The sequence below is a fragment of the Stutzerimonas kunmingensis genome, from assembly GCF_014764705.1.
Classification (GTDB): Bacteria; Pseudomonadota; Gammaproteobacteria; order Pseudomonadales; family Pseudomonadaceae; genus Stutzerimonas.
In genome coordinates this window covers 1-21,317 of the sequence record NZ_JACXXG010000025.1, presented here as the reverse complement: position 1 = coordinate 21,317, position 21,317 = coordinate 1, and the positions used below count along the sequence as shown (strand labels likewise).

At 64.0% G+C, this 21,317-nt stretch carries 17 protein-coding genes; 8 read left to right on the top strand and 9 right to left on the bottom strand.

The window, feature by feature from the left end; all coding sequences use genetic code 11:
- Positions 1-67: 67 nt before the first annotated feature.
- Positions 68-694 carry a trimeric intracellular cation channel family protein gene (locus IEG05_RS17095; protein WP_003283735.1) on the bottom strand — a complete coding sequence of 209 codons (627 nt, stop codon included), beginning with the start codon at positions 692-694 and terminating at the stop codon, positions 68-70.
- A gap of 140 nt (positions 695-834) precedes the next feature.
- On the opposite strand from IEG05_RS17095, the gene IEG05_RS17090 reads away from it, so the two are divergent.
- The 7 genes from IEG05_RS17090 to IEG05_RS17060 all read left to right on the top strand — a co-directional run bounded on the left by IEG05_RS17090 (position 835) and on the right by IEG05_RS17060 (position 8,467).
- Positions 835-1,728 (top strand): HTH-type transcriptional regulator ArgP, encoded by an 894-nt coding sequence (locus tag IEG05_RS17090; protein WP_046621149.1) that lies wholly within the window; start codon positions 835-837, stop codon positions 1,726-1,728.
- 115 nt (positions 1,729-1,843) lie between these two features.
- Positions 1,844-2,746: a cysteine synthase CysM gene (gene cysM / locus IEG05_RS17085; RefSeq protein ID WP_046621148.1), complete on the top strand. Its 903-nt coding sequence runs from the start codon at positions 1,844-1,846 to the stop codon at positions 2,744-2,746.
- An 85-nt stretch (positions 2,747-2,831) separates the two neighbouring features.
- Positions 2,832-4,184, top strand: a complete 1,353-nt coding sequence (gene rlmD / locus IEG05_RS17080; protein WP_046621147.1) for a 23S rRNA (uracil(1939)-C(5))-methyltransferase RlmD — start codon at positions 2,832-2,834, stop codon at positions 4,182-4,184.
- Positions 4,185-4,290: 106 nt separating this feature from the next.
- On the top strand, positions 4,291-6,534 hold the full coding sequence (relA, locus tag IEG05_RS17075) for a GTP diphosphokinase (protein WP_003303988.1): 2,244 nt from the start codon (positions 4,291-4,293) through the stop codon (positions 6,532-6,534).
- A gap of 181 nt (positions 6,535-6,715) precedes the next feature.
- Positions 6,716-7,546 (top strand): nucleoside triphosphate pyrophosphohydrolase, encoded by an 831-nt coding sequence (gene mazG / locus IEG05_RS17070; protein WP_046621145.1) that lies wholly within the window; start codon positions 6,716-6,718, stop codon positions 7,544-7,546.
- Positions 7,547-7,657: 111 nt separating this feature from the next.
- Positions 7,658-8,197 (top strand): DUF2058 domain-containing protein, encoded by a 540-nt coding sequence (locus tag IEG05_RS17065; protein WP_014820031.1) that lies wholly within the window; start codon positions 7,658-7,660, stop codon positions 8,195-8,197.
- A gap of 108 nt (positions 8,198-8,305) precedes the next feature.
- A complete protein-coding gene (locus IEG05_RS17060; RefSeq protein ID WP_162488655.1) occupies positions 8,306-8,467 on the top strand; it encodes a hypothetical protein in 162 nt (53 codons plus the stop codon).
- A gap of 62 nt (positions 8,468-8,529) precedes the next feature.
- On the opposite strand, the gene IEG05_RS17055 is transcribed toward IEG05_RS17060, so the two are convergent.
- Positions 8,530-9,864 (bottom strand): erythromycin esterase family protein, encoded by a 1,335-nt coding sequence (locus IEG05_RS17055; RefSeq protein WP_046621141.1) that lies wholly within the window; start codon positions 9,862-9,864, stop codon positions 8,530-8,532.
- Positions 9,865-10,056: 192 nt separating this feature from the next.
- Here IEG05_RS17055 and IEG05_RS17050 point away from each other — a divergent pair, with 192 nt between their 5' ends.
- Entirely contained in the window at positions 10,057-10,290 is a 234-nt protein-coding gene (locus IEG05_RS17050; protein ID WP_023447125.1) for a hypothetical protein, read from the top strand.
- On the opposite strand, the gene pdeM is transcribed toward IEG05_RS17050, so the two are convergent.
- The 7 genes from pdeM to IEG05_RS17015 all read right to left on the bottom strand — a co-directional run bounded on the left by pdeM (position 10,268) and on the right by IEG05_RS17015 (position 20,821).
- Positions 10,268-10,957, bottom strand: a complete 690-nt coding sequence (gene pdeM, locus IEG05_RS17045) for a ligase-associated DNA damage response endonuclease PdeM (protein WP_046621139.1) — start codon at positions 10,955-10,957, stop codon at positions 10,268-10,270. The two genes, IEG05_RS17050 and pdeM, sit on opposite strands and share 23 nt — an antisense overlap.
- A gap of 28 nt (positions 10,958-10,985) precedes the next feature.
- Entirely contained in the window at positions 10,986-13,574 is a 2,589-nt protein-coding gene (locus IEG05_RS17040) for a ligase-associated DNA damage response DEXH box helicase (RefSeq protein WP_046621137.1), read from the bottom strand.
- A gap of 134 nt (positions 13,575-13,708) precedes the next feature.
- Positions 13,709-15,418 (bottom strand): ATP-dependent DNA ligase, encoded by a 1,710-nt coding sequence (locus tag IEG05_RS17035; RefSeq protein ID WP_046621134.1) that lies wholly within the window; start codon positions 15,416-15,418, stop codon positions 13,709-13,711.
- A gap of 79 nt (positions 15,419-15,497) precedes the next feature.
- Positions 15,498-16,514, bottom strand: a complete 1,017-nt coding sequence (locus IEG05_RS17030; protein ID WP_046621133.1) for a ligase-associated DNA damage response exonuclease — start codon at positions 16,512-16,514, stop codon at positions 15,498-15,500.
- Between the two features lie 120 nt (positions 16,515-16,634).
- Positions 16,635-19,079, bottom strand: coding sequence for an acyl-CoA dehydrogenase (locus IEG05_RS17025; protein ID WP_046621131.1), 2,445 nt, complete (start codon positions 19,077-19,079; stop codon positions 16,635-16,637).
- Between the two features lie 113 nt (positions 19,080-19,192).
- Positions 19,193-20,332 carry a mechanosensitive ion channel family protein gene (locus IEG05_RS17020; protein WP_046621128.1) on the bottom strand — a complete coding sequence of 380 codons (1,140 nt, stop codon included), beginning with the start codon at positions 20,330-20,332 and terminating at the stop codon, positions 19,193-19,195.
- Positions 20,333-20,464: 132 nt separating this feature from the next.
- A complete protein-coding gene (locus IEG05_RS17015) occupies positions 20,465-20,821 on the bottom strand; it encodes a rhodanese-like domain-containing protein (protein ID WP_046621126.1) in 357 nt (118 codons plus the stop codon).
- Between the last annotated feature and the right edge of the window lie 496 nt (positions 20,822-21,317).

Below are 21,317 nucleotides of genomic sequence, written 5' to 3'. Positions count from 1 at the left end.
AGCGCGCTAGTGTAGCGACTCGGCTCGGTGGAATCTGCACGCCAAGTCTAGCCCTGGCGTCGCAGCCTCAGTCGAGGCCGCGGATTTCCTTGCCGTTGAAGTCCGGCAGCTTCCAGTGAAAGGTCATCGCCAGTACGCGGAACAGGAAGCCGCTGCCCAGCGCCGCCAGGGTGGCCAGCGTGGTGTTGATCTCCAGCCACAGCATGCCGACGTAGAACACACCGGTGAACAGCGCGACGGTGGCGTACAGCTCGCGCTGCAGGACCATCGGCACCTGGTTGCACAACACGTCGCGCATCAGCCCGCCGAAGATGCCGGTGATCACGCCAGCCAGTACGACGATGGACGGGTGTGCGCCCATGCCCATCGCCACATCGCAGCCGATCACGGTGAACGCCACCAGGCCGAGGCCATCCACCAGCAGGAAGACCATGCGCAGGTGATGCAGGTGGCGGGCGATGAAACCGGTGACGATCGCCGCGCCGATGGTGAAGGTCAGATACTCCGGGTGAGCGATCCAGCCGACCGGATAATGACCGAGCAGCACGTCCCGCGCGGTGCCGCCACCCAGCGCCGTCACGGTGCCGAGCAGGCAAATGCCGAACAGGTCCATGCCGCGGCGCATGCCCATGATGGCGCCGGACATGGCTTCGGCCGTGATGGCGATCAGGTAGATGGTGTGCAGCAGTTCCACGACGATACTCCGGACGGGCTGGGCTGCACACCGGTGGGGCGCTGCAGCGAGGGATGCGCGATTATGGAGCAATGCTGGTTAAATTTGTCGTGGCTAAGTATTTTTAGGCCATCCAAACATTTTCTTAATCGGCAGGTCGCATGAATCTCGATCCGAAGCAGACCGAAGCGTTTCGCACGGTGATCCGTACTGGCAGCTTCGAACAGGCTGCACAGCGCCTGCACCTGACGCCACCGGCGATTTCACAGCGGGTGCGCGCACTGGAGAGTGCGCTGGGCAGCGCGCTGGTTGTGCGCAGTCGACCCTGCCGACCCACCGAAACCGGTCAGCGCCTGCTGCAGTACCTCAAACGCGCCACCCTGCTCGAGGCCGATCTGCTGGCGGACCTCGCCGAGCGCAGCGATGCGCCACTGGTCGTGGTCGCGGCGCTCAATGCCGACAGCCTGGGCACCTGGTTCTTTCCGGCGCTGGCCGAGGTGCTGATCCGCGAGCGGGCCTTGCTCGATCTCACCGTCGAGGACCAGGATCACACCTACAGCCTGCTGGAGACGGGGCTGGCGATCGGTTGCATCAGCACCGAGCCCAAGCCGATGCGCGGCTGCACGGCCAGCCCGCTGGGCAGCATGCGCTACCGACTGGTGGCGTCGAGCGAGTTCCGGCAGAAGCACTTCGCCAATGGGCTGACCCGCAACGCGGCACGCAAGGCGCCGGTGGTTGCCTACACGCGCAAGGACACCCTGCAGTCGTCGTTCCTGCTGCGCCGCTTCGGGCTGCCGGAGGGCGCCTATCCCTGCCATTTCGTCCCCGGTGCCGAACCGCATTTCAGCGCGATCCGCTACGGGCTGGGGTACGGGATGGTGCCGGAACTGTTGCTGCATGATGCGTTGCAGACTGGTGAGGTGGTCGATCTGGCGACCGACGAACCGCTGGAAATTGCCCTCTACTGGCATACCTGGAAGGTGCAATCGCCACGTATGGAGCACCTTCCGCGACAGATCATCGAGGCGGCGCCGAAGATCCTTGCGCGGCCCTAGCCTGCTCGGGAAGGGGCGGCGGTTGGCCGATGTCATGCCGGTCAGGCAGAGACGGTCTGCCCGTCGTCGAGCGATGCCGGTATCATGGCAACCTTTCCCGCTGCCGTGCGACGCCATGACTACACACTATCCGACCATTGCCGATTGCATCGGCAACACCCCGCTGGTTCGTCTGCAGCGGATGCCGGGTAAGACCAGCAACACCATTCTGGTCAAGCTCGAGGGCAACAATCCGGCCGGTTCGGTCAAGGACCGCCCGGCGCTGTCGATGATCAACCGTGCCGAGCTGCGCGGCGACATCCAGCCCGGCGACACCCTGATCGAGGCGACCTCCGGCAACACCGGGATTGCCCTGGCCATGGCGGCGGCGATCAAGGGCTACCGGATGGTCCTGATCATGCCGGACAACTCCACGGCCGAGCGCAAGGCGGCGATGACCGCTTATGGCGCCGAGCTGATCCTGGTCAGCAAGGAAGAGGGCATGGAGGGTGCCCGCGACCTGGCGTTGAAGATGCAGGCTGAAGGTCGCGGCAAGGTGCTCGATCAGTTCGCCAATGGCGACAACCCGGAAGCGCACTACAACAGCACGGGGCCGGAGCTCTGGCGGCAGACTCACGGCAGCATCACCCATTTCATCAGCTCCATGGGTACCACCGGAACCATCATGGGCGTCTCGCGCTACCTCAAGGAGCAGAACGCCGCGGTGCAGATCGTCGGCCTACAGCCGATGGAGGGGGCGGCCATCCCCGGCATCCGCCGCTGGCCGCAGGAATACCTGCCGAAGATCTATCAGGCCGAGCGCGTCGACCGCGTCGTCGACATGTCGCAGGCCGAGGCCGAGCAGGTCATGCGCCGTCTGGCCCGCGAAGAGGGCATCTTCTGTGGCGTGTCCTCCGGTGGCGCCGTTGCCGCGGCGTTGCGTCTGTCGCAGGAGGTCGAGAACGCGGTGATCGTGGCGATCATCTGCGACCGCGGCGACCGCTATCTGTCGACCGGTGTGTATGACGCGCCCAATTGACTCGCGCATCAGCGGTGCGCTCCCACGCGCCGCATTGCGTCGCCCATGACATTTTCAACAAACACTACAGCGCAGGTTTCAGCTGATGGCCAAACGTAGCGGCGCTCTGCGCTTTCAACCTAGCGGCGGCGAGCGCAGGCCCCAAGTGCCGGTCGGCAAGAAGCAGCGCCTGATTATCGAGCGACTGGCCAATGATGGGCGCGGCATTGCCTTCATAGAGGGGCGCACCTGGTTCGTCGAAGGCGCGCTGGCTGGCGAAGAGGTCGAGGCGCGCGTGCTGGCTGCGCGCAGTCAGATCGTCGAAGCGCGCTGCGAGCGCGTGCTCCAGGCCAGTGCGCAGCGTCGGGCCGAACCCTGTCCGCATGCTCGCCGATGTGGCGGTTGCAACCTGCAGCATGTGCCCGTCGCCGATCAGCTTGCGCTGAAACAGCACACGCTCGCCGAGCAGTTCGCGCGGGTGGCCGATCTGCAGCCGGAGGTATGGGCCGAGCCGCTGGTGGGACCGGCTTTCGGCTATCGCCGTCGAGCTCGGTTGGCGGTGCGCTGGGACATCAAGCGCAAGCATCTGGACATCGGTTTCCGCGCCAGCGCCAGCCAGGAAATCGTCTCCATCAGTGAATGCCCGGTTCTGGTACAGCCCTTGCAATCGCTGCTGCCGGCATTGCTGGCTGCATTGCGTGATCTGAGCAAGCCGCAGGCTATCGGCCACGTCGAACTCTTCAGTGGTACGGCCGAGGCGGTGCTGATCCGCCACACCGCAGCCTTGTCGGAAACAGACGTGGCACGGTTGCGCAGCTTCGCCACCGACAATGGAGCGCAGCTCTGGTGGCAGGGCGAAGGTGAGCCTGAATCGGATGATCCCGCGGCGACGCTGGGTTACCGACTGGATGCCTGGGATCTGGAGCCGGCCTGGCGTCCGGGCGATTTCGTCCAGGTCAACGCGCCGGTCAATGATGCGATGGTCGCTCAGGCTCTGGAATGGCTGGATGCCGGCCAGGATGAGACAGTGCTTGATCTGTTCTGCGGGCTAGGCAATTTCAGCCTGCCGCTGGCGCGCTCGGGCGCTCAAGTAGTGGGTGTCGAGGGTGTAGAGACGATGGTTACGCGGGCGCAGGAAAATGCCCGTCGCAATGCTCTGGTGCACGCGCACTTTTATCGGGCCGACTTGTCGAAGCCGCTGGCTGACGCACCCTGGGCGCGCAATGATTTTGCCGCGGTGCTGCTCGATCCGCCGCGCGACGGCGCGCTGGAAATCGTTCGACAAATGTCGAAGCTGAAGGCGCGGCGCGTGGTCTATGTTTCATGCAATCCGGCCACCCTGGCGCGCGATGCGCGCGAGCTGGCCAGCCAGGGATATCGCCTGAAGCGTGCGGGTGTGCTGGACATGTTCCCGCAGACCGCCCACGTCGAGGCCATGGCGTTGTTCGAGCGGGGTTAGCGCTCGACGCTGCATTCTTGACAGGCGAATTGCCTGTGGTTCAACCGACCGGCACGCAGAATGCCGGCGTTCATGGCGCATTAGCTGCGCAGAAGGGAAGGTTTAGATGGTACAGGTCAGAGCGCTTCAGCCGATCAATACGGACGGTAGTATCAACCTGGATGGCTGGCTCGATCATGTGCTGGGGATGGACCCGGCACTCGACCGCGCGGCTCTTAAGGAGGCCTGCGAGTTTGCCCGCGAGGCGGAACAGCAGGCCAATGCGGCGCAGAACCTCTGGAGTGAAGGCACCTCCAGCTACCAGATCGGCCTCGAGATCGCCGAGATCCTCGCCGACCTCAAGCTGGACCAGGACAGCCTGGTCGCCGCCGTTATCTACCGTGGCGTGCGCGAAGGCAAGATCCAGTTGGCCGATGTGAACCAGCGTTTTGGCCCGGTGGTGGCCAAGCTGGTCGAAGGCGTGCTTCGCATGGCGGCGATCAGCGCCAGTCTCAACCCACGCGAATCGCTCGTGCTCGGCTCCCAGGCGCAGGTGGAAAACCTGCGCAAGATGCTGGTGGCCATGGTCGATGACGTGCGCGTCGCGCTGATCAAGCTGGCCGAGCGCACCTGTGCCATTCGCGCGGTGAAGCTGGCCGACGACGAGAAGCGTCAACGGGTGGCCCGCGAAGTCTTCGATATCTACGCGCCGCTGGCCCATCGCCTGGGCATCGGCCATATCAAGTGGGAGCTGGAGGACCTGTCTTTCCGCTACCTCGAGCCCGAGCAGTACAAGCAGATCGCCCAGCTCTTGCACGAGCGTCGCCTCGATCGCGAACAGTACATCCAGAACGTCGTGCAGCAGCTCAGGGACGAACTGACTGCGACCGGCATCCAGCCCGACATCGACGGGCGTGCCAAGCACATCTATTCCATCTGGCGAAAGATGCAGAAGAAAGGCCTGCAGTTCAGCCAGATCTACGACGTTCGCGCCGTTCGTGTGCTGGTGCCGGAAGTTCGCGATTGCTACACCGCGCTGGGGATCGTGCATACCCTGTGGCGGCACATTCCGAAGGAGTTCGACGACTACATCGCCAACCCCAAGGAGAACGGCTATCGCTCGCTGCACACCGCGGTGATCGGCCCGGAGGGTAAGGTGCTGGAGGTGCAGATTCGCACCCACGCCATGCACGAAGAGGCCGAGCTGGGCGTCTGCGCGCACTGGCGCTACAAGGGCACCGATGTCAATTCCGGCTCCGACCATTACGAGGAGAAGATCGCCTGGTTGCGTCAGGTGCTCGAATGGCACGAAGAGCTGGGCGACATCGGTGGCCTGGCCGACCAGCTGCGGGTGGATATCGAGCCGGATCGGGTCTACGTGTTCACCCCGGACGGCCATGCCATCGACCTGCCCAAGGGCGCCACGCCGCTGGACTTCGCCTATCGAGTGCATACCGAGATCGGCCACAACTGTCGCGGTGCCAAGATCAACGGGCGCATCGTGCCGCTCAACTACAGCCTGCAGACCGGCGAGCAGGTGGAGATCATCACCAGCAAGCACGGCTCGCCGAGCCGCGACTGGCTGAACCCGAACCTGGGCTACATCACCACCTCACGCTCGCGGGCGAAGATCGTCCACTGGTTCAAACTGCAGGCTCGTGACCAGAACGTCGCCGCCGGCAAGGCGCTGCTGGAGCGCGAACTGGGACGTCTGGATCTGCCGCCGGTGGACTTCGACAAGCTGGCCGAAAAGGCCAACCTGAAGAACGCCGAGGACATGTTCGCCGCCCTTGGCGCCGGCGACCTGCGCCTGGCGCACCTGGTCAACATGGCGCAGCAGCTGGTCGAGCCGGAGCGCGGTTACGACCAGCTGGAGCTGATTCCGCGGCGCTCGGCGCCGTACAAGCCGGGCAAGCGCGGCGACGTGCAGATCCAGGGCGTCGGCAACCTGCTGACGCAGATGGCCGGCTGCTGCCAGCCGCTGCCGGGCGATCCCATCGTCGGTTACATCACCCAGGGGCGCGGTGTCAGTATCCACCGTCAGGACTGCCCGTCCGTGCTGCAACTGGCCGGGCGCGAGCCGGAGCGGATCATCCAGGTCAGCTGGGGTCCTGTACCGGAGAAGACCTATCCGGTGGAAATCATGATCCGCGCCTACGACCGCGCCGGCTTGCTGCGTGACATCTCGCAGATGCTGCTCAACGAGCGCATCAACGTGCTGTCGATGAACACCCGCTCGAACAAGGAAGACAGCACCGCGCAGATGACGCTGACCATCGAGATTCCCGGGCTGAACGCCCTGGGTCGCCTGCTCAGCCGTATTTCGCAGCTGCCGAACATCATCGAAGCCAAGCGCCAAAGAGCCACGTAAGGCTCGGCACAGCGGCGGCGCCAACCGCGCCATGGTGGATGGTTGAAGCGTCATCCACCCTACGATGCAATACGGTTTTGGGGCGTTTTGCCCGAGACCGAACCGTAGGGCGGATGTCGTTTTTCACATCCACCGTGATGCCATCAGCGCCCTCACCAGCCCTCGATTCGCTGAGGAATCCATGTACCAACTCAACGATCTCCTGCACCTGATGGCCCGGCTGCGTGATCCACAGCTTGGTTGCCCGTGGGACCTGCAGCAGAACTACGCGAGCATCGTGCCGCATACGCTGGAAGAGGCCTACGAGGTGGCCGATGCCATCGAGAGCGGCGACTTCGATCATCTGCCCGGCGAGCTGGGGGACCTGCTGTTCCAGGTCGTCTACTACAGCCAGCTGGCCCGGGAGGAAGGGCGCTTCGAGTTCGCCACGGTGGTCGATGCCATCACCCGCAAGCTGATCCGTCGCCACCCCCACGTGTTCCCCGATGGCGATCTGTATGGCTCGCCGGAGCTGCCGCGCCTCGATGAAGCGGCGATCAAGCAGCGCTGGGAGGAGATCAAGGCCGAAGAGCGTGCCGAGAAAGCCGCCGCACCTGAACAATTGTCCTTGCTCGATGACGTGCCCAGCGCGCTGCCGGCGCTCAGTCGGGCCGCGAAACTGCAGAAGCGTGCGGCGCAGGTCGGTTTCGACTGGCCCGAGGCGCTGCCGGTGGTGGACAAGGTGCGCGAGGAACTCGGCGAAGTGCTGGAGGCAATGAGCGAGAACGATCCGCAGGCCATTGCCGAAGAGCTGGGTGATCTGCTGTTCGTTGTGGTCAACCTGGCGCGGCATCTCAAGGTCGATCCTGAGAACGCCTTGCGTGCCGCGAATGGCAAGTTCGAGCGGCGTTTTCGCTTCATCGAGCAGGCCTTGCGTGAAGCGGGGCGGCCAATCGAGAACTGCGATCTCGAAGAGCTTGACGCGCTCTGGGGCGAGGCGAAGAAGGCCGAACGATCGCCGTCCTGCGCCTAACTGCACTTTCCGGGTGGATGTGGCTTTTCACATCCACCACAATGCCGCTCGGTGGGCGGCCGAAGCGTCCACCCGCGTCCCACTTGAACTCACGACGAGACGAGCCGAAACATGAGTCTTTCCCTCCGTGATCAGCTGCTCAAAGCCGGGCTGGTCAACGAAAAGCAGGCCAAGCAGGCCGTCAAGCAGAAGCAGAAGCAGCAGCGCCTGGAGAAGAAAGGCCAGGTCGAGAAGGATGATTCGCAGCGCGAAGCGGCACTGAAGGCGCAGGCGGAAAAGATCGCCCGCGATCAGGAGCTCAACCGCCAGCAGCAGCAAAAGGCCGAACAGAAGGCCCGTACAGCGCAGATCAAGCAGTTGATCGAGACCAGCCGTCTGCCGAAGCTGACCACCGAGGATTACTACAACTTCGTCGACGACAAGAAGGTCAAGCGGCTGTCGGTGAACAAGCTGATGCGTGAAAAGCTGGCCAGCGGCTCGCTGGCAATCGTTCGTCATGGCGGCGGCTACGAAGTGATCCCGCGTGAAGCGGCGCTTAAGATTCAGGAGCGCGACCCGCAGCGGGTGGTGCAGCTCAACATCCGCACCGAGGAGCCGGATGCCGACGATCCCTACGCCGCCTATCAGGTGCCGGACGACCTGATGTGGTAATCCGCTGGGGCAGGTCGGCCGCCCGACGGAAGGTTGGATAGAAAGCGCCTGCCCCGACCTCTACTACAGACCAGCCCGCAGCTGCGGGTTAATGCAGTGGAGGACGTTATGGACGCTCGATCGAATCGCTATTTCCACGCCGCCGATACCGATGGCTGGCACGCCGCCGGCATTCCAGGTGATCCGGAGGAGCCAGGCGTTCCCACCCAGCCGTCCGAGCCCGGCGAGCCCACCGTGCCCGATCAGCCACCGCCAGCGCCGGTGGCATAAGCCGGTCGACTGTCCCTTTCTTGCGTGACGGCGTCGCAGCGCTCCGGCGCCGCGATGACGTCTTACTCGCCGAACGGGTAAGTATCCGGTACGACGCTCGCATCGATGTCCTGCGGGCCGATGGGCGTCACCGCCTGCGTCTGGTCGAACCAGATCAACGCATCGAACTGCTCGGCAAGGATGGCGCGGAAGTAGTGACTCTGTCGCTCGGTCAGCGGCCGGTAGATGACGCCAATCGCACGCTCAAGCCGTGGATGGCTGAGCGCCTTGCGAAATTCGCCGCGATCATCGCGCCAGTCGGTCAGCGAGGCCGGCACGCCGGCACGCAGAAAAAGCTGCTCCCAGCTGTCCGAGCGTGACGGGATGACCTGCTTGATTTGCATCGGTTCGTCCCAGTTGGCCGCCGCTGCCACCTCGCCGCGATCGGTTGCCATGCCGATCAGTACTGCGTCGCGACCGAAGGCGGTGCGGCAGAGTTCGCCGATGTTGAACTCGCCACCCCAGCCCATCGAAGTCGCCGCAGCATTGCCGATATGCGAGTTGTGCGCCCAGATTACCGCTTTCGCGTTTGCCCCGCGGTGGTCGAGCAGAGCCCGCAGGGTGTCGAACATGTGGCGGTCGCGCAGATTCCAGGATTCTGTCGAGCCGCGGTACATCGCCCGGTAGTAACTCTCCGCGGCAAGTACCACCCGCGCGTTGCGCTCGGTGTTGAAGAAGCGTTCACCATCCTGGCCGATATATTCGAGACGCTGGGCGAGCAGGGCCTGCAGCTGTTCGATCACTGCCTTTTCGCAGGTTGGCTGGCCGAGCATGACGTTTCGACCGTAGTCGGCCGGGTCTTCATGCCAGGGGCTCAGACAGCCATAGCGCTGGCGCGCATCCGCCGCGGCTTCAGGGTCGGTGTGGTCGAGGTAACGCAGCACCTCGCGGATCGAGCTGCCTAGGCTGTAAACGTCCAGGCCGCGAAACTCGACGCGCCGTGCGGCATCAAGTGCAGCATTGTGCTCGTGCAGCCAGCGGACAAAAGCGCCGACTTCGCGATTGCGCCACATCCAGGTCGGGAAGCGTTTGAACGCATCCTCTGTCCAGGCGACCGATTCACGCTGGCGACAGTAGCAGTCGATTCGCGCGGCATCGGGCCAATCCGCCTCGACCGCGACGATGGAAAAACCATGGCGCTCGATCAGGCGCCGGGTGATCGCGGCCCGGGCGCGGTAGAACTCAGAGGTGCCGTGGCTGGCTTCACCGATCAGCACCACCCGAGCGTCGGCGAAGCGTTCGAATGCATCGGCGAAGCGCGGGCCATCCAGAGCGGGCAGTGGTTCGGCGTGCTGGCGCAGCAAGCTCACCAAATGCTCTTCGGACGGTTCGGTAATGCGTAGAGGCGAGGCATTCATATTCCCGACTCCATGGTGTTTGCATACGGATGACCGGGGCGTCCGCATGGTTGTTCCTGGCAATTCAATTAAAGCTGCTAACTTTGAAGTGAGGGACCGAACTGCCGACGCCGGATGGGTCTAAAAACTTACAAAAACCAAAATGGGCGTTATTACGTTCACACGGGTTTCTTTAAGGCGAGGGGCACTTTCATGACGACTTGGATCATTGCGTACAACAAAGACGGCAACACCGCGACACTGAAGATCGACTCGGCCCACCAGCCGGATATCGATGAGGCTGTGGAGCTGGTGAGTCGCAAGGCAGAAGAGCTGTATCCGGATCAGGAGATCGAGCACGAGCACGAGCCCGATCTGGAGGACACCCCGGCCACACGCCTGGCCGAGCGTTATGGCATCACCATCACGGGCATATCCCAGGCCTGACGGGCGCAGGGCGTCTCAGCGGCCAGACCTCTCCATCCCCGATCACATAAATCTGCCAGTTGTCTTCGGCTGCCACCGTCATCGTTCCGGTGAAGTTGCCAAAGGCCGGCAGCAGGCTGAGCCGCGCTCCGATGCAGAAGCACGGCAGGCGCAGGCGCTGGCGGCCGCGGCCATGTAGCTGAAAGGCTGGATGTACGTGGCCAGCGAGTACGTGATGGGTCGGATGCGGGTCCGGCTCATGCTGCAGGGCATAGGGGCCGAGCAGTAACGGTTCGCTGACTACGCTTATGTCCAACTCGCGCGGTGGGTCGCCGGCACGGCGGTCGTGGTTGCCACGCACCAGCGTGATGTCCAGTTGCGCATGTTGCGCACGCCATTCGGCCAGACGGGCCAGCGTGGATGGTGCACGGGACTCCGGCGCGTGCAGGAAATCACCGAGAAAGATCAGCTGGCGGCAGGCGTACCGCGCCAGCAGATCGTCCAGCTGGCGCAGGTTAGCGTCGGTGGTGCCGTGGGGCACGGGCTGGCCCAGGCGCCGGTAGGCTGCGGCCTTGCCGAAATGTATATCTGCTATCAGCAACGCCTGCTGCTCAGGCCAGTAGACGGCCTTTTCCGCAAGCAGCCAGAGCGTACGGCCGGCCAGTTCGATGGGCTGGTAAGGATTCATGTGAGACATGGGCGTGCTGAGGCTAGCGTCATGGGGCGCGTTTCGGCTTCCTGAGGCGTGGCGTGCCGTCCTTGGTCTGCCGCGGTTTGCGCTTGGGCGCGGTTTCACGTTCGACCATGATGCTGGCATTCGCTTCTGGCTGATAGCCGCCGGGACCAGCCGCCTTGTCCAGCTCGGCGACCACGCGGCGGATGCGGTCGGCGAGTTTTTCCGAGGTCATGCTCTCGCGGAAACGTTCGACCATCAACGGGAAAGCTAGGGGTGTCGTGCGTTTGACCTGGTGTATGTCCAGCTGTCGTTGCTGCAACCGCTTCAGTGTCTGCTGCAGCCGCTCGACCTCCAGTTCCTGACGCAGCACTTCTTCTTCGGCCTGGGTCAGCAGCAGGTTGGCCGGGTCGTACTGGCGGAAGACGTCAAAGAACAGTCCGCTGGAAGCCTGCAGCTGACGCGCGCTTTTCTGCGCTCCGGGGTAGCCGGAAAACACCAAACCTGCGATGCGCGCGATCTCACGAAAACGGCGGCGCGCCAGCTCACTGGCATTGAGGCTGGCGAGCACGTCTTGCAGCAGGTCGTTTTCACTGAAAAGCGCCGGCGTCAGCCAGTGCAGCCAGTCCACCTCGGTGGCCGAAAGCAGTTCGAAGCCATAGTCGTTGACCGCGATGGAAAAGGTCAGCGGCTGCCGTTGGCCCATGCGCCAGGCCAGCAGGCTGGCCAGGCCCAGGTGCACATGGCGCCCGGCGAAGGGGTAGAGGAACAGGTGCCAGCCTTCGCGGGACTTCATCACCTCGGCCAGCAAGGTGGTCTTGGTGGGCAGCGCCGACCAGTCCATCTGGACGCGAAGCAGCGGTTCGACCAGGCGCATTTCGGGCGTGCTGAACTGCTCGCGCGAGGCAGCACCGAGCTGCTCGACCACGGCATCGGCCAGCTCGCTGGATAGCGGCATGCGCCCGCCGTTCCAGCGCGGCACGGCAGCCTTCTTGCCCGTCGCGCGGCTGACGTAGGCGGTCATGTTCTCGACCCGCACCAGTTCCAGCAGGCGACCGCCGAAGAGAAAGTTATCGCCGGGGCGCAGGCGCGCGATGAAACCTTCCTCGATGCTGCCCAGCGAACGCCCGCTGCCGCCCTTGGCCCAGAACTTCACCGTCAGGCTGGCGTCGCTGACGATGGTGCCGATGCTCATACGATGGCGCAGCGCCACGCGGCGACTGGGTACTTTCCAGAGGCCGGTGTCGTCCGGCTCCACACGCTGGTAATCCGGGTAGGCGGTCAGGGAATGCCCGCCGTGCCGCACGAAGGCCAGCGCCCATTGCCAGTGATCGCCAGTGAGATCGCGGTACGACCAGGCCTGCCTAACCTCATCGAACAATTCTTCCGGACGAAACCCACCGCCCAGCGCCATGCTCACCAGGTGCTGCACCAGTACGTCCAGTGGTCGATGGGGCGCGCTGCGGGCTTCGATGCGGCGTTCGGCGATCGCGATCTGGGCGGCAGCGGCTTCCACAACTTCGACGCTGTGTGTAGGCACCAGCGTGACGCGGGAAGTCCGACCCGGCGCATGCCCGGAGCGACCGGCCCGCTGCATCAGCCGAGCCACGCCCTTGGGCGAACCGATCTGCAGGACCCGCTCGACGGGTAAAAAATCGACGCCGAGATCCAGGCTCGAGGTGCAGACCACCGCTTTCAGCGCACCTTGTTTGAGGCCCAGCTCCACCCAGTCGCGTACCTCGCGAGCGAGCGAGCCGTGGTGCAACGCGATCAGCCCCGCCCAGTCCGGCCGCGCGCCGAGGATCGCCTGGTACCAGATTTCCGACTGGGAGCGGGTATTGGTAAAGACCAGCGTTGTGGCAGCCGAGTCGATCTGCTCGACCACTTGCGGCAGCATGCGCAGCCCGAGATGGCCGGCCCATGGGAAGCGTTCGATGCTCGGCGGCAGCAAGGTATCGACACGCAGATCCTTGTCGACCCGACCTTGCACCAGCTTGCCGCGCCCCGGATGCAACAACACCTCCAGCGCATGGGGCTGGTTGCCGAGGGTCGCCGACAGCCCCCACACGATGAGCTCCGGCATCCACTGACGAAGCCGCGCCAGCGCCAGTTGCAGCTGCACGCCACGCTTATTGCCCAGCAGCTCATGCCACTCGTCCACCACCAGCATGCGCAGGCCCGAGAAGGCCTGGCGCGCATCGGCACGGGTCAGCAGCAGGGTCAGGCTTTCCGGTGTGGTCACCAGCGCGGTGGGTAGCCGTCTTCCCTGGCGCGCGCGTTCTGAACTGCTGGTGTCGCCGGTACGCAGGCCGATGCTCCAGTTGATCTCGAGGTCTTCTAACGGTGCTTGCAGAGCACGCGCGGTATCGGCCGCCAATGCGCGCATCGGGGTGATCCAGAGCACCGTCAAAGGCGCTGGCTTGTCCGTCGCGCTGGAAGAGGGTGCCTTGGTCGCAAAGCGATTCAGGGCTCCGAGCCAGACAGCGTAGGTCTTGCCGGAGCCGGTGGTGGCGTGCAGCAGCCCCGATTCACCATGGTCTATCGCTTGCCACACCTCCTGCTGGAACGGGAAGGGTTGCCAGGCACGGCTGGAAAACCAGCCCGCAGCGAGGCTCTCAGCCCCGTCCTTCACCCCCTCTCCCGGAGGGAGAGGGGAGTGATCGTGTGGCTGCTCGGCATCTTCGCCTGGCACTGCTCCGCTCTTGCTCCCTCTCCTTCTGGGAGAGGGTTGGGGTGAGGGCTGAGCGGGTGCCGGGTGCCTTGGTTTCATCCCAGCAATTCCCGCAGGGTGGTCAGGGTATCGGCCTCATCCACCGGCTTGTCGAGGCGCCAGCGCAGCATGCGGGGGAAGCGCACGGCGATGCCGCTTTTGTGCCGGCTGCTGGCGGCGATGCCTTCGAAGCCCAGCTCGAACACCAGAGTCGGCGTCACGCTGCGCACGGGGCCGAACTTCTCCACGGTTGTCTTGCGCACGATGGCGTCGACTTTGCGCATCTCCTCGTCGGTAAGCCCGGAATACGCCTTGGCGAAGGGCACCAGCTTGCGCTCCGGGTCGCCCGGCTCGCCGTCCCAGACGGCAAAGGTGTAATCGGTGTAGAGGCTGGCGCGGCGGCCATGACCGCGCTGGGCATAGATCAGCACGGCATCGACGGAGTAGGGGTCGATCTTCCATTTCCACCAGACGCCGACGTCCTTGGTCCGACCGACGCCGTACTGGGCGGCGCGCGCCTTGATCATCATGCCTTCCACGCCCAACGAGCGGGAGGATTCGCGCTGGCGGGCCAGGTCCTGCCAATCCGTTCCACTCACCAGCGGCGAAAGCATCAGCTGCGGGCTGGGGCATTGGCCTACGACCGCCTCGAGCTGCTGGCGGCGTTCGCGGTGCTCGCGCTGCCGCCAGTCGTCGCCCTGCCATTCCAGCAGGTCGTAGGCGAGCACCGCCACCGGCGCATCCTGCAGTACCTTGGCGGTCAGGTTCTTGCGGCCGATGCGCTGTTGCAACAGGGCGAAGGGTTGTACGCCGAAGCGTTCGGTTGTGTCGGTATCACCGCGGTCCGGCTGCTCGAAGAGTTCGGTTGCTGGGTCGCCCGGCGCGTGCTTCCAGACCAGGATCTCGCCGTCGATCACCGTGCCATCCGGCAGTTCGCTGGCCAGCTCGCAGAGTTCCGGGAAGCGCTCGCTGACCAGCTCTTCGCCACGCGACCAGACCCAGATCTGCCCGTCGCGCTTGACCAGCTGGGCGCGGATGCCGTCCCACTTCCATTCGACGAACCAGTTCTCCGGCGCGCTGAGCAGGGTGTCGAACTCCTCGACCGGGGCCTGCAGCGGATGGGCGAGAAAGAAGGGGTAGGGCTGGCCGCCGCGCTGCGCATGTTCGTGTTCGGACTCGTCGGCAATCAGCGCGAGGTAGCCTTCGGCGCTGGGACGGTGCGAAAGGTCGGTATAGCCAACCAGCCGCTGCGCGACCCGTTTCGGATCGAGATCGACCAGCGAGGCCAGCGCACGGGTGACCAGCAATTTCGAGACGCCCACACGAAAGGCGCCGGTGATCAGTTTGATGCAGACCATCAGGCTGAGCCGGTCCAGCTGCGCCCATAGTGCCGGCAAGCGCTCGGCCAGCTCCTCTGGTGGCAGACCGCGCAAGGGCAGTAGCTTGTCCTGCATCCATACGGCGAGGCCATCGTCGGAGCTGTGCTTGGCCTCGGGCATCAGCAGCGAGATGGTTTCGGCCATATCACCGACGGCCTGATAGCTTTCCTCGAACAGCCATTCCGGTAGCGCAGAAACTTTCATGGCGGTTTCGCGCAATACCTTGGTCGGCACAAGTTGGCGAGGTCGACCGCCGGAAAGGAAGTAGACCGCCCAGGCGGCGTCGGCCGGATCGGCCTCGCGGAAATAGTCGCGCATTGCCGCGAGCTTGGCGTTGCTCGAGGTGGTCGCGTCGAGGCGGCTATAGAGAGTGGCGAAGGCTTTCATGCGGCGCCTCCGTACCGGTGTGGTGCGGCCGGTTTGCGCGCAAGCTCGCTCCTACAAGGCGGCGTGGTGATCCGCCTAGTCATTCGGCCTCCTGGGTGTTCGCGTCGTCTTCGTCGCCATATTCGGTCTCGAAGGCCTGCGCATCGAGCCCGCGCATCTCACGCAGATAACGGACCAGGATCGGAACGGAACCGTGGGTGACCATCACCCGCTCGGCGCCGGTCTGCTCGATGGCCCAGAGCAGGCCCGGCCAGTCGGCGTGATCGGAGAGCACGAACCCACGGTCGACACCACGCCTACGGCGGGTGCCGCGCAACATCATCCAGCCGCTGGCGAAGGCATCGGCATAGTCACCGAAACGGCGCATCCAGGTGCTGCCGCCAGCCGACGGCGGGGCGAGGATGATGGCACGCTTCAGGCGAGGGTCGCCCTTTTTCAGGTCGCCGGCATAAACGGTCGGTGGAAGATAGACGCCGCCTTCGCGATAGACCTTGTTCAGTGGCTCCACCGTGCCATGGACGACGATGGTGCCGATGCTTTCATCCAATCCGTGAAGGATGCGCTGCGCCTTGCCGAAGGCGTAGCAGAACAGCACCGAGGCGCGCCCGGCTGCGGCGTTGGCGCGCCACCAGTCATTGATGTCGCGGAATACCTCGGCCTGGGACGGCCATTTGTAGATCGGCAAACCGAAGGTCGATTCGGTAATGAAGGTGTGGCAGCGCACCGGCTCGAACGGGGCGCAGGTGCCGTCCGGCTCGACCTTGTAGTCGCCTGAGGCCACCCAGACTTCACCCTTGTATTCCAGTCGCACCTGAGCCGAGCCGAGCACATGGCCGGCCGGGTGGAAGCTGAGCTTTACGCCGTGATGTTCGATGGATTCCCCATAGGCCAGCGTTCGCAGCGGCATATCTGCGGCGATGCGTGAACGCAGAATGCCTTCGCTGTCGCTTGAAGCCAGGTAATGGCCCATGCCCCAGCGCGCGTGGTCGCCGTGGGCGTGGGTGATGACGGCGCGATCGACCGGACGCCAGGGATCGATGTAGAAATCACCGGGTGGGCAGTAGAGGCCTTCGGGACGAGCAACGACAAGATCCATGACGACTGGCAGTTCGATGGGCTTGCAGGGTTGGAGCCCGGCGAGGCGTTTGGAGTTCGCTCGCCAGGCTATGGCAGGGGCAGGCCCGTTCAATGAACGGGCTGCAGGGCTGGTCGGAAATCAGCGGATTCGTCCTTCCTGCAACTCCAGGTCCTCCTTGGCGAAGTCGTCCACGTCGATGACTTTGCGCCGTGCGAGCTCTGCCATCTGCAGCTGCTCGGCCTCCACGGCATCTATGACGCCGGCAGCCAGCGCGGCATCGATCGAACTTTCGCCAGCGGCCGGCATGACCGCGCCGGACTTGAGCGCCTTGGCCAGCTTCTTCGCTGCGTCCTGGCTGGTGGCGAGGATTTCGAAAGCGTGCTTCAGCGCGCCGAGCGGCTGCTCGGGGTCCTGCGGGCGGTGCATGCCGTCGAGGATGCGTTCCAGCGCCGGATCGCCTTCAGGGCGGCCGAGCAGGGCGGCGACTTCGGCGTCGAGCGTGTCCGATGGCCCCTTGTGCCGCGCACCGAAGGGGAACACCAGCGCATGCAGCAGGTGTCCGAGGATGCGGTTGGGGAAGTTGGCCAGCACGTCCTGCAGGGCTGATTCGGCCTTCTCCAGGCAATCCTCCAGCGCCCAGCGCAGCAGCGGCTCCTGTTCGGTTGGATGGCCGAGGTCGTGGAACTGTTTGAGCGCCGCCGAGGCGAGGTAGAGATGGCTGAGCACGTCGCCCAGGCGCGCCGACAGCCGTTCGCGCCGTTTGAGCTCGCCGCCCAGCAGCATCATCGACAGATCGGCCAGCATGGCGAAGGCTGCGGCGATGCGGTTGAGCGCGCGGAAGTGGGGTTGCGTGACGCTCGTCCCCGGCACACGCCCCATCAGGCCGAAGCTCAGACCCAGCAGCAGGGTGCTGGCCGTGTTGCTGACGGCGAAGCCGATATGCTGCATCAGCAGGTCATCGAATTTCACCACCGCGGCTTCGCGATCCGGCTCGTGGACCAGCTCCATTTCCTTGAGCACGAACGGATGGCAGCGAATCGCGCCCTGGCCGAAGATCATCAGGTTGCGCGAGAGGATATTGGCACCTTCCACGGTGATCGAGATCGGCGCTGACAGCCACATCCGGCCGAGGTAGTTGTTCGGCCCGAGGATGATGCCCTTGCCGCCGTGGATATCCATGGCGTCGGTGATGCAGGCGCGGCCGCGTTCGGTGAGGTGGTACTTGAGAATGGCCGACAGCACCGAGGGCTTTTCGCCCAGGTCGACGGCGTTGGCGGTGAGGATACGTGCCGCGTCCATCAGCCAGGCGTTGCCGCCGATGCGCGCCAGCGGTTCCTGGATGCCTTCGAAGGCGGCGAGCGGCACGTTGAACTGCTCGCGGACCTGCGCATAGCGACCGCTCACGTAGCTGCAGACCTTGGCGGCGCTGGTGCCGGTCGCCGGCAGGGAGATCGAGCGGCCGACCGACAGGCAGTTCATCAGCATCATCCAGCCTTTGCCGATCATGTCGCGGCCGCCGATGATGGCTTCCAGTGGCACGAAGACGTCCTTGCCCCAGTTCGGCCCATTCATGAAGGCTGCGCCCAGCGGCAGATGGCGACGGCCGATCTCAACGCCGGGCGTGTCGGTGGGGATCAGCGCCAGGCTGATGCCGAGCTCTTCTTCATCGCCCAGCAGGTGGTCCGGGTCGTAGGTCTTGAAGGCCACGCCGAGCAGCGTCGCCACCGGGCCGAGGGTGATGTAGCGCTTCTCCCAGTTCAGGCGCAGGCCGAGCACTTCCTCGCCTTGCCATTTGCCGCGGCAGATCACGCCGCTGTCGTTCATGGCGCCGGCATCGCTCCCGGCGTAGGGGCCGGTGAGGGCGAAGCAGGGGATGTCGGTGCCGTTGGCCAGGCGTGGCAGGTAGTGGTTGCGTTGCTCCTCGGTGCCGTAGTGCATCAGCAGCTCGGCCGGGCCGAGGGAGTTGGGCACCATCACGGTGCTGGCAAGGTCGCCGCTGCGGGTGGCGAGCTTCATCACGATCTGCGAATGGGCATAGGCGGAGAAGCCCTTGCCGCCATATTCCTTGGGGATGATCAGGGCAAAGAAGCCCTCGGCCTTGATGTAGTCCCAGGCGGCGGGCGGCAGGTCCATGCGCTGGGCGATATCCCATTCGCTGACCAGGGCGCAGAGGGTTTCGGTAGGGCCGTCGAGAAAGGCCTGTTCTTCATCCGTGAGGCGCGCCTTCGGATAGCCGAGCAGGGTGTCCCACGCCGGGCGGCCGCTAAAGAGTTCGCCGTCCCACCAGACGGTACCGGCGTCGATGGCGTCGCGCTCGGTGGCGGAAATCGGCGGTAGCACCTTCTTGAACCAGTCGAACATCGGCCCGCTGAAGTACTTGCGGCGCACGTCTGCGACCAATAGAGGCACCGCAATGGCGATCAAGGCGAGCCAGAGCAGGAATACCACCACCCCGGAGGTGTCGGCAGCGGTCATGAAGACCAGGTAGGTGGCGACGAACACCAGTGCCGGCACCGGCGACAGGCGCAGGTGGGCGATTACGGCAATGCCGAGCAGTAGAACCAGCAACCAGAGCAGCGTCATGAGTCTTATCCTTTCAGGTTCGAACAGCTTCCGTCTTCAGCATAGGCGCTTGCGCCGCTGCAGCGAAGGGACGAGGTATCGCCGCCGGCCAACGGGCGGCGACGGGGGATGGTTCAGCTCGGCCGGGCGCCGAGCATTTGCGTGTCGGCATCGTCGGCGTTCTGGTTGGCTGCCGGCTTTTCCTGCGGCACGCCGGCAACATTGATTTCCGGCAATCGCCCACCGATGAATTCGATGCTGCGGGTGGGGAAGGCGAACTGCACGTCCATGTCGCGAATGCCCTGCAGCAGGGCGAGGTTGATCGCCTGCTGGGTGTCCATGTACTTGTTGTAGTCCGAGACCTGCATGATGTAGACGACCTCGAAGGTCAGCTGGCTGTCGTCGAAGCCGAGGAAATGCGCGCGGTCGAACTTCGCCACTTCGATGCCTTCGATGATGCGCTTCACCAGTTCTGCCACCTCTTTCACCTTTTCGGTTGGCGTGTCGTAGGTGATGCCGAACTTGAAGACGATCCGCCGCGTGTTCATGCGCTTGTAGTTGTGCACGATCTGCCGCAACAGGTCGGCGTTGGATACGACCACCTGTTCGCCGCTGAGGGCGCGAATGCGCGTGGTTTTCAGGCCGATGTGCTCGATGTTGCCGGCCACCTCGCCGAATACCACGAAGTCACCTATCTCGAACGGCTTGTCCACGCCGATGGACAGTGAGGCGAAGATGTCGCTGAGCAGCGTCTGTACTGCCAGGGCGATGGCGATACCGCCAACGCCGAGGCTGGCGACCATGGCGGTGATGTCGACACCCAGGTTGGCGAGGATCGATAGCAGCATCATGGTCCAGACCACGATACGGATCATGATGCCGATGATGGTGGTGGTGACCGGATTGCGAGCCTTGCCGTCGCGGGTCAGGCTCTCCATCCACAGGCGCACACCGGTGTCCATCCACAGCGCGAACTGGAACGCGAGGGCGATGAACCAGCCGTGGGACATTGTCGATTCCCAGCGAGGCGACAGTTCAACCGTCTTCAGTGCGATCAGCAGTGAGAACGCCAGGATCAGCAGATTGCTGGTGCGTGAAAGCAGTTCGGCGGTGATGCCGAGGAACTTGGTCTTGGACCCGGTTGCGAGTTTGTTGAGGCGCCTGGTGACGATCCCAAGGATGGTGCGCAGGACCAGGTAGCTGACGATGGTGATCCCCAGCACGATAGCCAGGTTGATCCAGAGTGTCTCGTTGAGCAGGGCGTCCCAGTTCATTCATATCCTCCGATAAGGGTGCGCATGATGCAGCGAAGACCACGTTTTTCAGTGGTCCTCGCTGCTCATAAGTTCCCTATGTCGGCGGTCGGATGGGTGGTGCTAGCGGGCTCGGTGGTTGCGTTGGTGCTATCAGTCGCTCGGTAAGGAAGTGGCGAGCTCGTCGTAGCCGCCGGCGTTAATGACCTGTGTGTAGCCGAGCTTCTCGAGCACGTCCTGCGCTTCGGAGGCGCGTCGGCCGCTGCGGCAGTAGAGCACGACCGGTGTGTCCTTTTCCGGGGCCAGTGTTCCGATCCGCTCGGCGATATCCGGAGTCTCGATGCGGACCGCGCCGGGCAGCGCTCCTTCGGCGAACTCGTCAGCAGTCCTTACATCGATCAGTACGGTGTCGGCTCGCTGCAGCATCTGCACGGCGGTGGGCTGATCGATCTCGCCAGCCGAAGCGTGCAGGCTCAGAGCCAGCAGTAGGGAAAGAATCGGGGCGCGCATGGGAACTCCTCGCAGCGCGCCGGTGGCGCGCTCAGCTGAATATACGGGTCAGGTTGGGCAGGATGAGAATCACTGCCGTGGCAATGACGATCAGTGTCGCCTGCCGAAATTTCTTCTGCTTGAGCATGACATGGCCTTTTATTCTTGTGTGTAGCGATTATCGCCTTGCCGAAGGGCGGAGACGGTACGTGACCGCGGTTTCCAGAATCCGACGCCGGTAAACGAGACGTGCTGGACATTCGCCCAGACTCAAGAGAAAGCAATTTCCGCACCAGCGAACGCTCTAGAGATGGAGCTGGTCGCTTCTTTTGGTTGTCTTCCGTTTTACACCGCATCGGAGGACAGACAATGAACAAGCCGAAGTTACCGCTAGTGTCCTGAGCGGTTAGTTCAATAATCTATTTTTCATCGCGCCCAGTTTAGCTTTGTGCACTGAGCTGATGATCGATTCGGCCGTTTTATTCCATTTGAATGGCTTGGCGGAAAGCTCGTTGTG

Excerpts from the sequence above, each read along its gene's own strand:
- relA (WP_003303988.1), top strand. The coding sequence starts at position 4,291 with ATGGTACAGGTCAGAGCGCTTCAGCCGATCAATACGGACGGTAGTATC.
- IEG05_RS17030 (WP_046621133.1), bottom strand. The coding sequence starts at position 16,514 with ATGGATCTTGTCGTTGCTCGTCCCGAAGGCCTCTACTGCCCACCCGGT.
- IEG05_RS17065 (WP_014820031.1), top strand. The coding sequence starts at position 7,658 with ATGAGTCTTTCCCTCCGTGATCAGCTGCTCAAAGCCGGGCTGGTCAAC.
- IEG05_RS17015 (WP_046621126.1), bottom strand. The coding sequence starts at position 20,821 with ATGCGCGCCCCGATTCTTTCCCTACTGCTGGCTCTGAGCCTGCACGCT.
- IEG05_RS17090 (WP_046621149.1), top strand. The coding sequence starts at position 835 with ATGAATCTCGATCCGAAGCAGACCGAAGCGTTTCGCACGGTGATCCGT.
- IEG05_RS17060 (WP_162488655.1), top strand. The coding sequence starts at position 8,306 with ATGGACGCTCGATCGAATCGCTATTTCCACGCCGCCGATACCGATGGC.
- rlmD (WP_046621147.1), top strand. The coding sequence starts at position 2,832 with ATGGCCAAACGTAGCGGCGCTCTGCGCTTTCAACCTAGCGGCGGCGAG.
- mazG (WP_046621145.1), top strand. The coding sequence starts at position 6,716 with ATGTACCAACTCAACGATCTCCTGCACCTGATGGCCCGGCTGCGTGAT.
- IEG05_RS17025 (WP_046621131.1), bottom strand. The coding sequence starts at position 19,079 with ATGACGCTGCTCTGGTTGCTGGTTCTACTGCTCGGCATTGCCGTAATC.
- IEG05_RS17035 (WP_046621134.1), bottom strand. The coding sequence starts at position 15,418 with ATGAAAGCCTTCGCCACTCTCTATAGCCGCCTCGACGCGACCACCTCG.
- IEG05_RS17050 (WP_023447125.1), top strand. The coding sequence starts at position 10,057 with ATGACGACTTGGATCATTGCGTACAACAAAGACGGCAACACCGCGACA.
- cysM (WP_046621148.1), top strand. The coding sequence starts at position 1,844 with ATGACTACACACTATCCGACCATTGCCGATTGCATCGGCAACACCCCG.
- pdeM (WP_046621139.1), bottom strand. The coding sequence starts at position 10,957 with ATGAATCCTTACCAGCCCATCGAACTGGCCGGCCGTACGCTCTGGCTG.
- IEG05_RS17055 (WP_046621141.1), bottom strand. The coding sequence starts at position 9,864 with ATGAATGCCTCGCCTCTACGCATTACCGAACCGTCCGAAGAGCATTTG.
- IEG05_RS17020 (WP_046621128.1), bottom strand. The coding sequence starts at position 20,332 with ATGAACTGGGACGCCCTGCTCAACGAGACACTCTGGATCAACCTGGCT.